Below are 11,925 nucleotides of genomic sequence, written 5' to 3' on the forward strand. Positions count from 1 at the left end.
CTAGAATCGGGTCACCACGCCGATGCCGATGCCTTCGAAGCCGCCCATAGCCATCAATGCGGCCGGCGCTTCCTCGAGGCTGATCTTCTTGCCGACCAGCAGTTCGGGCTTAAGCTTGCCGGTGCGGATCATCTTCATCATCGCCTGATAGCGGAAAGCCTGCATGCCGTGGCTGCCGCGGATCTCGAGCTCGAAGGCGATCACCTTGTCCATCGGTATCTGCGGCCTGGCATGCTCGCCGAGCATCAGGCCGACCTGCACATGGCGGCCGCGCCGGCGCAGGTTCGCGATCGAGTTGAACGACGTCGTCGGATGGCCGAGCGCGTCCATCGACATATGCGCGCCGCCATTGGTGATCTGCTTGACTGCCTTGACCACGTTCGGCGTCTTTGCCGCGTTGATCGTCGCCACCGCGCCGATCATTTTGGCGAAGTCCAGCTTCTCGTCGGTCAGGTCGATGGCAACGACATTGGCGCCCATGGCGCTGGCGATCATGATCGCCGACAGGCCGACGCCGCCGCAGCCATGCACGGCCACCCATTCGCCGGGCGTCACCCGGCCCTGGTCGACGATGGCGCGGAACGAGGTGACGAAGCGGCAGCCGAGGCTGGCGGCGGTGGCGAATTCCATCTCGTCGGGCAAGCGCACGAGATTGGTGTCGGCGTGGTCGATGGCGACATATTCGGCGAACGAGCCCCAAGCGGTGAAGCCGGGCTGGAACTGGTGCTCGCAGACCTGGTGGTTGCCCGAGGTGCATTCGGAGCAGCGGCCGCAGCCGACGGCGAACGGCACGGTGACGCGCTCGCCGGTCTTCCAGCGGGTCACCTGGCTGCCTGTGGAGACCACGACGCCTGCCAGCTCGTGGCCCGGCACATGCGGCAGGCGGATGCCGTCGTCGTGGCCCATCCAGCCATGCCAATCGCTGCGGCAAAGGCCAGTCGCCTCGACCTTGATGACGACGCCTTCCGGCGAAGGCGTCGGATCCGGCACGGTCTGGATCGTCGGCGCCTCGCCGAATTTTTCGAAGACGACGGCTTTCATCGGCAGTTCCTCATCACTTCATGCAATTTGCGGTCTACTCGGCATCGATCTGGTTCTCCGGCGCCGCCTTCTGGAACGCCGGCAGCGCCATGCAGGCGGCGTTGATGCGCGCGATCGTCGGGTAGGGCGTCATATCGACGCCGAAACGGGCATTGCTGGTGACCTGTGCGACCAGGCAGATATCGGCTAGCCCCGGCGTGTCGCCATGGCAAAAGGTCTTTGTCTCGGGCGAGGAAGCCAGAATCTTTTCAAGCGGCTGGAAACCTTCGTTCACCCAATGCCGGAACCAGTTGGCGACGTCCTGGTCGCCGGCGCCGAACAGCGTGCGCAACGAGGTCAGCACGCGCAGATTGTTCACCGGATGGATGTCGCAGGCGATCATCTGCGCCAGCATCCTGACGCGGGCGCGGCCAGGCGCATCCTTGGGCAGCAATGGCGGCTCGGGCGTGGTCTCGTCGAGATATTCGATGATCGCCAGTGATTGCGTCAGCAGCGTGCCGTCGCCCAGGATCAGAGCCGGCACCAGACCTTGCGGATTGACCGCGAGATAGGCGGGTTCGAGATGCTCGCCGTGGCGCAGATGATGCGGCACGTATTCGTAGGCGAGGCCCTTCATCTCCAGCGCGATCCGCACCCGGTAAGACGTCGAGGAGCGGTAGTAATTGTGAAGGACGATGTCGCTCATCGGATCACGGGCCCGGTTGGCCGATGGTCAGCTCGATTTCGCCGATGCCGTCGACGCCGCCGGTGATCTTTTCGCCCGGCCCGACCGCGCCGACGCCGGCCGGCGTGCCGGTGAAGATCAGGTCGCCGGGCTTAAGTTCTACCGCCTCGCTGCAAATCGAGACGATGTCGGGAACCGGCCAGATCAGTTCGGCGAGGTCGCCGTCCTGCCTGATCTTGCCGTTGACGGCGAGCCAGATACGGCCCTTTTCGGGATGGCCGGATGTTTGTGCCGGAACCAGCGGGCCGCAGGGCGCCGAACGGTCGAAGGCTTTCGACCAGTCCCACGGTCGTGCCGCCTTCTTCGCCTCGTCCTGAAGGTCGCGGCGGGTCAGGTCGACACCGACGCCGTAGCCCCAGACATGGTTCAGCGCCCGCTCGCGCCGGATGCGGAAGCCGGCTCCGCCGATCGCGACGACTAGCTCGATTTCGTGATGCAGGTTTTGGGTCAGCGGCGGGTAGGGGATGATCGTGCCCGAACCGACCGCCGCATCGACCACTGCGTCGCCTGGCTTGGTGAAGAAGAAGGGCGGGTCGCGCTCATCATTGCCGAGCTCGCGGGCATGGGCGGCGTAGTTGCGGCCGACGCAGAAGATGCGACGCACCGCAAAACGCCGCGGCGAGCCGGCGACGGCCACCGACGGGGTTGCGGGCAGGGGGAGGGCGAAGTCTGTCATGCACTGTCTCTGCTTCAGTGAATCTGTCGCCGGCACATTCGGCCGATTTGGATCACCGGGCAAGGCATTGCATTTCAGAAGAGCTACGCCCCGCCGCGCGGCGCGGCCTGAATTTAGTCGCTCGTGTCCTCGTCCGTGCCCTGGCGGGCGGGCTCGGAGAGCCTTGCGTCCGAAACCAACCACTCAGCCACGATCAGCCCGTGAGGCGCGCACGAAACAACGTGGAGCCGTCCGTCAGGCGCGACCTGGAGATATCCCGGAATCCAGCCTCGGTCATCCATGCGCGATACTGACCTTCAGTGTACGATTCGCCGTGGCGATAGAGGTTCAAGAAGGTGAGATTCAGAAAGACACCCTCAGGCGGGCCGAGGCGGTCGTCATCGACGACACCCCACCCCGCAATTGCGATCTCGCCTCCGGGTGTGAGGCAACGCGCCGCGTTCAGGATCGAACTGCGCGCCTGGTCCGGCGGAAGGACCTGGACGACGGCCTTCAGGATCGCCAGGTCGTGCCGACCGATCGATGGTGCGACAGTTATGTCCCCCTCTTCGACAACCACGTCGTCGGCACCGTATTCTGACAGGATATCTGGCGCGACCGCTGCCACCGTTGGGAGTTCCATCAGCGTCGCCGCAATCTGCGGCCGCCGCTCGCGAAGTCCGACGAGAATGGTCCCGGAGCCCCCGCCGATGTCGATCACCGAACCGATCGCAGAGAGGTCCATCTCCCGGGCCAGATGTCGGCCGAAAATCACCCCGCCCGGTGCGAGCAGGCGGCTGAAGGCCGCCGCGGCCTCGGGCCCCGCTTCGGAAAAGTCGTGCAGCGCAGCCGGCCGGTTCTGTCGCAGCGACTCTGCGGTCAGCAGGTCGGCTCCCCAGAGCTCGCGCAGGAGCGCATGATCGCCGCCGCGGTAGGTCGGTTTGGACGCGTCGAGGAAGGCCGACGCTTCGGCTCCATTGCGAAATTGACCATCCTTGACTTCGAGGAGACCGATGCTGGCGAGCGCGTAGAGGAGCCGCGACAGACGATCGGGCTCGACTTTGAGCGCGGCCCCAAGGCTGTCGGCAGTCACCGCGCTGCCGCCGAGCCGGGTGAAGATGCCGAGGTCCAGCCCGGCGCGAAGCGCCAAGGCGGGGGGCACCGCTGCGATCAGGTTGTCGATCCGATCAGAATCCACCATGCCACATTCCCTTCCGCGATCCAGAACCGACTTTGAGCTCAACTTGCTGGTTACACCGCATATGTGACACTTCCGTTCGGCATGTCCGTCCACCAGTTTGGTGACAGACCCTCTCTTTATCGAAGGAGAAACACAAGGCCTTCCACCGGCGCCGGCGACAATGGCCTCTTCCGTTCGAAGGAGATCGAGGCGGCGCTCGCCGGAAGCTTCGTGGCCTCGGCACTGGCCGGCGTTAAAGTCGCGGCGGATAATTTGATGAGCGACATGAATGGTCGGCCGACTACCGCGCCAGTCTCGTGGCTGCCGCCAACGCCTGAGACCACCGACCTTCGGTTTTGGGAACGGGGCCTTAACGGCCCTTTTCTGTCCGTCCCGTACTTCGGGCGTGTCGTTATCTCGCACTTGCACAAAGTTCTGGTGCGCTGCAATATAGCTGGAGGAATGCGGCCTCCAGCCCGCCTTTCGCAGAAGGGACCGGCATGACGGACATCTCCGCGGCGCGTCTTGTCGTGTCCAGGCCTGTCGCCGATAGCTCGGCAAGAACCAGGCTTGCCTATCTCGACGGCTGGCGTGGCCTGTCGATCGCGCTGGTGCTGATCGGCCATTTCTTCCCCGTTCCCGGCATCAATCTCGGCGTCCTGGGCGTCGAATTCTTCTTCGTGCTCAGCGGCCGGCTGATGGCCGAGATCCTGTTCGTCGAACACTATCCGCTGAAGAAATTCTTCAAGCGCCGGTTCTCCCGCATCTACCCGGCACTGATGGTTTTCGTCGTCGCCGCGGTGGTTGCCTTGTCCGGCACATTCATCGCCTTCAAGTGGAAGGCGGCGCTGACGGCGCTGACGTTCACTTACAACTACGCCGGAATTCTCGTCACCCGCGCCGGCGCGCTCGACCATATCTGGTCGCTCTGCGTCGAAGAGCACGCCTATGTCATCCTGGCGCTGATCGGCGTCGTCGTCTCGGGGCAGTCCCGGGTCATCGTGCTGCTCGGCGCATTGTCGGTGCTGGCCATGGCAAACGGCGCCATCTCCTACTGGGTGCTCGGAATAGGCTACGAGTCCACCTATTGGCGCACCGACGTGCACATCGCCTCGATCCTGCTGTCAGCGGTGATATGCCTGCTCAAGGCCGACGACAGGCTGCCGGCGCTGCTCAAGGGCCCACATGTCGCCCTGGCGGCCGCTGTCGTGGCGGTTCTAGTGTTCATGGCTGCCGTGCCAACCCCGATCCACTATCTGGTCGCGGTGCCGCTGTTGGCCCTCGCCGTCAACTCGCTCGACTTCAGCAGTTGGTACCTGACCGGGTTTCTATCCTCCCGGCCGATGACGATGCTGGGGCTGTGGTCGTATTCGCTCTATCTTTGGCAGCAGCCCTTTTATCAATTCGTCGACATACAAGGCAGTTCGCCGTGGCTGATGTTGGCGGCGGCGTTCGCTTGCGCTCTGTGCAGCTACTACATCGTCGAAAAGCCGACCCGCTCCTGGCTGAACCGCAATTGGTAGGGCGAGGCGGCTGCCGTTCAGCCGGCGATCCGTCTTAGATAATACCGCACGGCTTTCTTGCCGCCGTGGATTACCGCGTCGCCCACTTCCATGAAGCCGAGTGCCGCGTGGAAGGCGTCCGAAGCCGGATTGGGTGGCTCGGCATTGACCTCGCAAGTGACGATCGCCTGGCCGGCGCGTGACGCCTGCTCGAACAGATCCTCGTACAGCCGGCGGGCATGACCCCGGCCGCGCGCATTGGCGCCGACCACGACGCGATCGACATAGACGAAGCGCGGATAGCGCTCGCGAAACCACAGGAAATTCGGGCTGTCGTAGCTTGCGTCCTGGTCGAAGGTCATGATGAAGGCTTCGAGTGCACCGATACGGCGCGCGTAAAACGCTTCGCCAAGCAGGAAGGAAAGGCGCTCAGGTTCGAGCCATGATAATTCCGCAGCGTGCTCGTTGTTGAGCGCGAGGATTGCGGGCTCATCCCGCGGCAAAACCAGCTCGATCGGCAATCGCGTTTCAATCATTTTCTTTCTTCTGTCTTCCAGGATCATGCCCGGGCAGCGGCGATGGTCGCCGCCACCAGTACCTCGTCGGTCACGGTGTTGCGGTATTCGCGGTCGAGGTCGGTGCCGCCCATACCGACTTTCGGGTTGCGATAGCGCATGGCGCTCGGCACGTCCTTGAGCGCGGCGAAGTGCATTTCGCTCACCCCGGTTTTCCTCCGCACCTCGGCAATGTTCTGCGGGTCAAGCCCGCCGCAGCCGAGGATGATGATGCGGTCGCCAGCCTGCCTGACCAGATCGGCGAGCAGGTCCGCGCCCTCCAGCGCCGTGTCGCGCTGGCCGCTGGTCAGCACACGGCCGACCTTGCAGCGGATCAGCGATTCCAGTGCCTCGGTCGGGTCGCGGGTCATGTCGAAGGCGCGGTGGCAGGTGACCTTCAAGCTCCCCGCTGCCTGCGCCAGTTCGCTCATGCGCTGCTCATCGATCGTGCCGTCGGCAGCGAGGCAGCCGATAACGACACCGGCGACGCCAAGCTCGGCAAGCGCTCGGACATCGGCGAGCATCGAACGATATTCGGCCTCGCTATAGAGAAAATCGCCGCCACGCGGCCGCACGATGACGTGGAACGGGATCGTCGCTAATTCAAGCGCCGTGCGCACGGTGCCGAAGCTCGGCGTGATGCCGCCCTCGACCAGGCTGGCACAGAGCTCGACACGGTCGGCACCGGCGGCTTGCGCGGCCAGCAGGCCGTCTATGCCTTCGACGCAGATCTCGATCAGCGGCAGGCGAGGGCGTTCGGTCTCGGTCATGGGCGATCCGTTGATGATTTCAGCTGGCCAGCGGTAGCATCGGGCACGGTGCCTTGAAAGCCGGAAGTGTGGGCTCAATGTGCTTGCGGGCGCGCCTGCCATTCCGCCGCTTGACACATTCATAACTTAAGCGTTATACGTAACTCATAGCTGATGGGTTATTGGTTCTCATGGAGAGCGCGTTGTTGAATAGCCCAGCCAAACCGCAAACAACGGGTCCCAAGTCATGACTGAAGCAACCACAATCGAAACCAAATCCATTGTCGTCGAGCGTCTGATCCCGCATGCGGCTGAAAAGATATGGCGCGCACTGACCGTGCCGCATCTGGTTGCCGAATGGCTGATGGAGAACGACTTTGCGCCTGAGCAAGGCCATCGCTTTACCTTTCGCGCGACGCCGGTGCCTGGCTGGTCCGGCGTGACGAACTGCGAGGTGCTGAAGATCGAGCCGCCACGCCTGCTCGCCTACAGCTGGGGCGACGGCACCGAATCCGACAGCGGTCTGAAGACCGTGGTGACATGGTCGTTGACGCCCGAAGGTAAAGCGACGCGGGTGCGCATGGAGCATTCCGGGTTCCGGTCCGAGGACGAGCGCGGCTACATCGGCATGGGAAGCGGTTGGCCGCGCATTCTCGAGCGGCTTGAGCGGGTGACTGCCTGGCAAAGCTGAATATCCCGGCGCTCGCCTTGCCGCAACGCGGCGGCCGGCGAACTGACAGAACCAAGAAATATCGAGACCCCGGATGTTCGTCGTCCGGGCTTGAGAAAACACGCCCGAAGGAGACCACTATGCAAGCACGATTGAAAAACCCGGTGATGCTCATTCCTGGCGCTCTGCAGGCGCTGCTCGCGCTGGACAAGTCGACGGAAACGGCCGATCTGTCCTATGTGACGCGCAAGCTCGTCCATTTGCGCGCCAGCCAGATCAACGGATGCAGTGTCTGTATCGATATGCATGCACGCGAATTGAAGAAGGCCGGTGAAAAGGATGAGCGCGTCTTCACCGTGTCGGCCTGGCGGGAAACACCTTACTTCACCGACGCCGAGCGCGCCGCGCTGGCGCTGACCGAGGCGGCGACCCGGTTAGCCGACCGGCCAGACCCGGTGCCGGATGCGGTCTGGGATGAAGCCGCCCGGCACTATGACGAAAAGGCGCTTGCCGCACTGGTCGTCCAGATTGCCCTGATCAATGCGTTCAACCGTCTCAACGCAACCACCAGACAGATGGTCGGCGCCTGGGGCTGAACGGGGCCGGGTTCTCGCAAAGCCACATCAGATCCGCAGCTTGTGAGAATTCGCGCGCACGAAGTCGATGAAGGCCCGCAGCTTCGGCGGTACCAGGCGGCGGCTGGGATAATAGAGGTGGAGCGGCTCGTAAGCGGGACAGAAAGGCTCCAGCACCTTGACCAGCGCGCCTGAGGCAAGAAGCGGCGCGGCGAGCCCCTCGACCGCGAAGGCGAGGCCAAGCCCTTGCGCGGCAGCAGTAATGCACAGCGGAAGCGTGTTCACGACCAGACATGCGTCCGGTGTGAAAGCGACTTCGCGTTCATCCACGGTGAACTCCCAGGGCGAGATCGCGCGGGTGCGGGTGAGGGCGAATGCGATGCAGCGATGGGCGGCGAGGTCGGCCGGCCGCTTCGGCGTGCCGTTGCGCGCCAGATAGTCCGGGCTGCCCACCACGACCATCTGCAGGGGCCCGCCCAGGCGCGCGCCGATCATATCTTTCTCGAGAAGCTCGCCGATGCGCAGGCCGGCATCGAACCCCTCGGCGGCGATGTCGACGAAGCTGTCGTCGAAGATCAGATTGAGCCGCACTTCTGGATAAGCATCCATGAACGGCCGCATCAGTGGCTCGATCAGCAGCGGGGCGGCGATCCAGGGCAGGCTGAGGCGCAGCGTGCCGGCAGGACGATCGCGGGTCTCGCGCAGCGCCGCACCAGCCGCCCGGATATCTTCGGCTGCCGGACGCACATGGTCGAGGTATTGGGCGCCAGCTTCGGTCAAGCCAATGCTGCGGGTCGTCCGGTTGAGCAGCCGCACCCCCAGGCGCTCCTCGAGCCCCTTGACCGCCTCGCTCAACGAGGCCGGAGCGACGCCGAGCTTGGCGGCGGCGCGGGTGAAGCTTTTGGCCTCGGCAACCTTGACGAAGGCGACGATGCCGCTGAATTGGTCGAGGCGCATTGTAAGGATTTTCCAAATAGCCCTGTCGAACTCTACTGGTTTTTTCGGCGAACAAAAGGCGTCATGTTGGGTCCGACGAACGGGCCTCGGTGTTGAGAACGGCTCGAATGGGCAAGGAGACAGGACCGATGACAAGGCTCGCTTTACTCGCCGCCGGCACTCTTCTGGCGGTGTCTGCCGCCCCGGCGCACAGCGGGCCACTGGAAGACCGCAATATCCAGCTCATCAAAGACTATTACGCAGCTTACGCGACCGGCAATCCCGAGGCCGTGCGGCCCTTCCTCGCGCCCGACATCGTGTGGCGCATTCCCGGTCATCATCCGCTCGCCGGCGACAAGCGCGGGCCGGACGAGGTGGTCGCCTTCTTCCGCGGCCTGGCCGATGGCAAGTTCAGGGCCGAGCCGATCTTCTTCCAGGCGCAAGGCGACGTCGTTGTCGACGTCCATCGCGGCTGGTCGAATGTCGGCTCAGGTCCCGAGATCGACCAGTTCTACGCGCTGATGTTCCGCATCAAGGACGGCAAGATCGCCGAGGCACAGAATTTTTTGACCGACATGTACCAGTCGGACGCTTTCTACTGGGCGCATTACCCGCTGAAGCCACTGCCCGGCCGACTGGCTGGCGAGCGCTGAGACGGCGGTCTTTCTCGCAACGCGCCGCGCTTCTCATTCCAAGCCAAAGGAGACTTGCGATGCTTAAAACCCTGACACTTGCTGCAGCAACCGCCGTGGCGCTCGCCGCCTCCAATGCCTTCGCCGCACCGCGCATCGAGCGCGTCGCTTTCGCCTCGAACGGTGAGCAGATCGTCGGCGAGCTCTATCTGCCGGAGGATCTGGACGCGGCGAAACTTCGGCCCGCGCTGGTCGTGACCGGCGCCTGGATGACGGTAAAGGAACAGATGCCGGCCCGCTATGCCCGCGAGATGGCCGACCGCGGTTTCATCGCCTTGACCTTCGATTTTCGCGGCTGGGGCGAAAGCGGCGGCGTGCGCCGCCAGTACGAGGATCCTAACGCCAAGATCGCCGACATCGAAGCGGCGGTCGCCTATCTCGCGACCCGGCCCGAGACCGATCAGGACCGCATCGGCGGGCTCGGCATTTGCGCCAGCTCCGGCTACATGGTCACCGCTGCGGCCGAAAACGTCGCGATCAAGTCGGTCGCCCTCGTTGCGCCCTGGTTGCAGGATGCCGAAGGGGTCGAGCAGACCTATGGCGGCGGGGACGGTGTCGCCAGGCTCGAGGCCGCGAGCGATGCGGCCGAGGCGGAATATCGCCGCACCGGCAAACAGGCATTCCTGCCCGCTGCTAGCTTGACCGACGAGCGCGCGGTCATGTTCAAGGTGCCTTACTACACCGAACCCGATCGCGGCATGCTCCCGGCCTGGCGCAACGAGGCCGATCCCGCCTTCTGGCGCGGCTGGTTGAGGTTCGATGCAATCCAGGCTGCTCCGCGCCTGCACCAGCCTTTTCTGATGGTGCATAGCGAGGCGGCTGCCATTCCGCAGGGCGCGCACAAGTTCTACGCGCGGCTGACCAGTTCCAGGCAGGAGATGTGGCTAGACAATGTCACCCAGTTCGATTTCTACGATCGTGCCGCGCCGGTGAAGGCGGCGAGCGATGCCGTCGCCGCGCACTTCCGCGCAACGCTGGGCGGTGCAGGGGAGGCGGGACAATGAGCCTCGTCACCCGCCGGTATGTCTTGGCCTCGGCGGTTTCAGCCGCGATGATTTCCGCCGTCTCGGCGCCCGCCTCGAGCGCTCCGGGAGATGCGCTGACGGTCGAAGACAGGATCGTGATCGCCGAGGCAGTTGCCGGGATCGGCCTCTATGCCGATCTGCGTGAATGGAACCGGGTCAAATCCTATTTCGCGGCCCGTGTCACGACCGACTATACCAGCCTCTTCGGCGGCGAGGTCACGACCAGCGGCCGCGACTCCCTGATCGCCCAATGGCAAGCGCTGCTGCCGGGCTTCGACGCCACCCAGCACCTCATCACCAACGTCATTGTCGAAGGCGCGGATAAGCATGCGGTTGCACGCAGCCATGTCCGCGCGACCCACTGGATCGGTTCCCGGTTCTGGACGGTCGGCGGCAGCTATCTACACCGGCTGGTGCGGACGTCGGAAGGTTGGCGCGTCAAGGCAATCTCCATCCGCCGCTTGTACGAAGAGGGAGATCGCGCCCTTTTGACCGCCGCTGCCGACCGGGTGAAGGCGGAGGCCAAATGAGTGTTCGGATTTGCGCATGCCCAGTCGCGCGGCGAGGTTGCTCGGAGCAACGGCAACGTGAATATTGATCGAATGTCGGGGCAGGCTTGGCGCATGCGGCATTAGTGCCGCCAACCGCGGAGACAGGACATGACCCTTTCACTGCAGGAGGTTTCCGATCGGCTTGAGATCGAACAGCTGCTTGCTCGCTATTGCTACGCTGTGGACGATCGCGACTGGGAAGCCTATCGGAAAATATTCACGCCCGACGCCGTGCTTGACGACACTGTAACAGGTGGAATCAGGAGCGGTGTGGATGAGCATGTTGCTTATATGAAAGGCGCCCTATCGAAGATATTGATCTCGCAGCACGCCATTTCAACAATCCTTCTTGATCTCCCAGGGGATGAGGCCAGCGCGCGCGTGCATTGTTCATGCCCGATGGTGGTCGACCTCGGCGAAGGCAAAAGGCAGGTCTTCTTCCAAGGGCTCTGGTATCGCGACCGCGTCATACGCACGTCCGAGGGCTGGCGCATAAGTGAACTTGTCGAGGAAGGCTATTGGAATCACAATTTGCCGGAGGGGTTCACGTTCTGACGTCTGTTACGCGCTGTGCTGGATCCGCCACGGACGCTGTTTTCAGACGTGGCAGCTACTGGCGCAACACGGTGTTCTTGGTGCCTTCTTCGATCTGGTCGATGACCAGCAGCTTGACCGGATCGGCGCCGACATTGGTGGCCTGATGCCACTGCCCGATCATCTCGATGATGAAATCACCTGATTTGTAGGTGTTGCTCTTGCCGGTTTCGACGTTGGTGACCTGAAGCGTGCCGGCCTCGACATAGGCATAGCGCGGAAACGGATGCTTGTGGACCGGCAAAGTGGCGCCCGGCGCGATCTGATAGGCCGAGACCAGGACCTGCACGTTCTTCTGCGGCAGCGTGATCGGCTGGCCGGACGCAGTCTCGGTGCGAGAGGCAAGCGGGGTCACGACAACCGGCGTCCCGCTGGCGTCCAGCGCCTGGGCGTTGTTTGCAAACAGTGCAGCCGCGAGCAGCAGCGTCGGCGCCAAGATTATTCGCATGATTCCCCCCGAGCTGCGTCAGCATTGCG

General features: G+C 63.7%; 15 protein-coding genes. 7 read left to right on the forward strand and 8 right to left on the reverse strand.

Annotation, left to right across the window (positions count from 1 at the left end):
* The 4 genes from NKJ09_RS00635 to NKJ09_RS00650 all read right to left on the reverse strand — a co-directional run bounded on the left by NKJ09_RS00635 (window position 1) and on the right by NKJ09_RS00650 (window position 3,621).
* On the reverse strand, window positions 1-1,041 hold the full coding sequence (locus NKJ09_RS00635) for a zinc-dependent alcohol dehydrogenase family protein (RefSeq protein WP_352495985.1): 1,041 nt from the start codon (window positions 1,039-1,041) through the stop codon (window positions 1-3).
* Window positions 1,042-1,075: 34 nt separating this feature from the next.
* Window positions 1,076-1,726, reverse strand: a complete 651-nt coding sequence (gene maiA, locus NKJ09_RS00640; protein WP_352484220.1) for a maleylacetoacetate isomerase — start codon at window positions 1,724-1,726, stop codon at window positions 1,076-1,078.
* Window positions 1,727-1,730: 4 nt separating this feature from the next.
* Entirely contained in the window at window positions 1,731-2,441 is a 711-nt protein-coding gene (locus NKJ09_RS00645) for a fumarylacetoacetate hydrolase family protein (protein WP_352495986.1), read from the reverse strand.
* A gap of 193 nt (window positions 2,442-2,634) precedes the next feature.
* Window positions 2,635-3,621, reverse strand: a complete 987-nt coding sequence (locus NKJ09_RS00650) for a methyltransferase (protein ID WP_352484221.1) — start codon at window positions 3,619-3,621, stop codon at window positions 2,635-2,637.
* 479 nt (window positions 3,622-4,100) lie between these two features.
* Here NKJ09_RS00650 and NKJ09_RS00660 point away from each other — a divergent pair, with 479 nt between their 5' ends.
* Entirely contained in the window at window positions 4,101-5,123 is a 1,023-nt protein-coding gene (locus NKJ09_RS00660; RefSeq protein ID WP_023720021.1) for an acyltransferase family protein, read from the forward strand.
* Between the two features lie 17 nt (window positions 5,124-5,140).
* Here the strand turns inward: NKJ09_RS00660 and NKJ09_RS00665 are convergent, their stop codons facing one another.
* Together NKJ09_RS00665 and NKJ09_RS00670 are read right to left on the reverse strand one after the other, a co-directional pair.
* A complete protein-coding gene (locus NKJ09_RS00665) occupies window positions 5,141-5,638 on the reverse strand; it encodes a GNAT family N-acetyltransferase (protein WP_023720022.1) in 498 nt (165 codons plus the stop codon).
* A 23-nt stretch (window positions 5,639-5,661) separates the two neighbouring features.
* Window positions 5,662-6,426, reverse strand: coding sequence for a copper homeostasis protein CutC (locus NKJ09_RS00670; RefSeq protein ID WP_352495406.1), 765 nt, complete (start codon window positions 6,424-6,426; stop codon window positions 5,662-5,664).
* 226 nt (window positions 6,427-6,652) lie between these two features.
* On the opposite strand from NKJ09_RS00670, the gene NKJ09_RS00675 reads away from it, so the two are divergent.
* Together NKJ09_RS00675 and NKJ09_RS00680 are read left to right on the forward strand one after the other, a co-directional pair.
* Window positions 6,653-7,096 (forward strand): SRPBCC family protein, encoded by a 444-nt coding sequence (locus NKJ09_RS00675; protein WP_023720024.1) that lies wholly within the window; start codon window positions 6,653-6,655, stop codon window positions 7,094-7,096.
* 119 nt (window positions 7,097-7,215) lie between these two features.
* The gene (locus NKJ09_RS00680) at window positions 7,216-7,671 is read left to right on the forward strand and encodes a carboxymuconolactone decarboxylase family protein (RefSeq protein ID WP_023720025.1); all 456 of its coding nucleotides are present in this window, start codon (window positions 7,216-7,218) and stop codon (window positions 7,669-7,671) included.
* 27 nt (window positions 7,672-7,698) lie between these two features.
* Here NKJ09_RS00680 and NKJ09_RS00685 read toward each other — a convergent pair whose 3' ends face one another.
* Window positions 7,699-8,607 (reverse strand): LysR family transcriptional regulator, encoded by a 909-nt coding sequence (locus NKJ09_RS00685; protein ID WP_352495405.1) that lies wholly within the window; start codon window positions 8,605-8,607, stop codon window positions 7,699-7,701.
* A 128-nt stretch (window positions 8,608-8,735) separates the two neighbouring features.
* On the opposite strand from NKJ09_RS00685, the gene NKJ09_RS00690 reads away from it, so the two are divergent.
* The 4 genes from NKJ09_RS00690 to NKJ09_RS00705 all read left to right on the forward strand — a co-directional run bounded on the left by NKJ09_RS00690 (window position 8,736) and on the right by NKJ09_RS00705 (window position 11,409).
* Window positions 8,736-9,239, forward strand: coding sequence for a nuclear transport factor 2 family protein (locus NKJ09_RS00690; protein ID WP_352495404.1), 504 nt, complete (start codon window positions 8,736-8,738; stop codon window positions 9,237-9,239).
* A 59-nt stretch (window positions 9,240-9,298) separates the two neighbouring features.
* On the forward strand, window positions 9,299-10,282 hold the full coding sequence (locus NKJ09_RS00695) for an alpha/beta hydrolase (protein WP_023720027.1): 984 nt from the start codon (window positions 9,299-9,301) through the stop codon (window positions 10,280-10,282).
* Entirely contained in the window at window positions 10,279-10,833 is a 555-nt protein-coding gene (locus tag NKJ09_RS00700) for a nuclear transport factor 2 family protein (protein ID WP_031194303.1), read from the forward strand. The genes NKJ09_RS00695 and NKJ09_RS00700 overlap by 4 nt, the downstream gene beginning before the upstream one ends.
* Before the next feature lie 129 nt (window positions 10,834-10,962).
* Complete coding sequence (locus NKJ09_RS00705; protein WP_352495403.1) at window positions 10,963-11,409, forward strand: nuclear transport factor 2 family protein; 447 nt, start codon at window positions 10,963-10,965, stop codon at window positions 11,407-11,409.
* Window positions 11,410-11,464: 55 nt separating this feature from the next.
* Here the strand turns inward: NKJ09_RS00705 and NKJ09_RS00710 are convergent, their stop codons facing one another.
* Window positions 11,465-11,896 carry a cupin domain-containing protein gene (locus NKJ09_RS00710; RefSeq protein ID WP_352762207.1) on the reverse strand — a complete coding sequence of 144 codons (432 nt, stop codon included), beginning with the start codon at window positions 11,894-11,896 and terminating at the stop codon, window positions 11,465-11,467.
* Between the last annotated feature and the right edge of the window lie 29 nt (window positions 11,897-11,925).

Source organism: Mesorhizobium sp. M0189, assembly GCF_040322135.1.
In the GTDB taxonomy this organism is placed as follows: Bacteria; Pseudomonadota; Alphaproteobacteria; order Rhizobiales; family Rhizobiaceae; genus Mesorhizobium.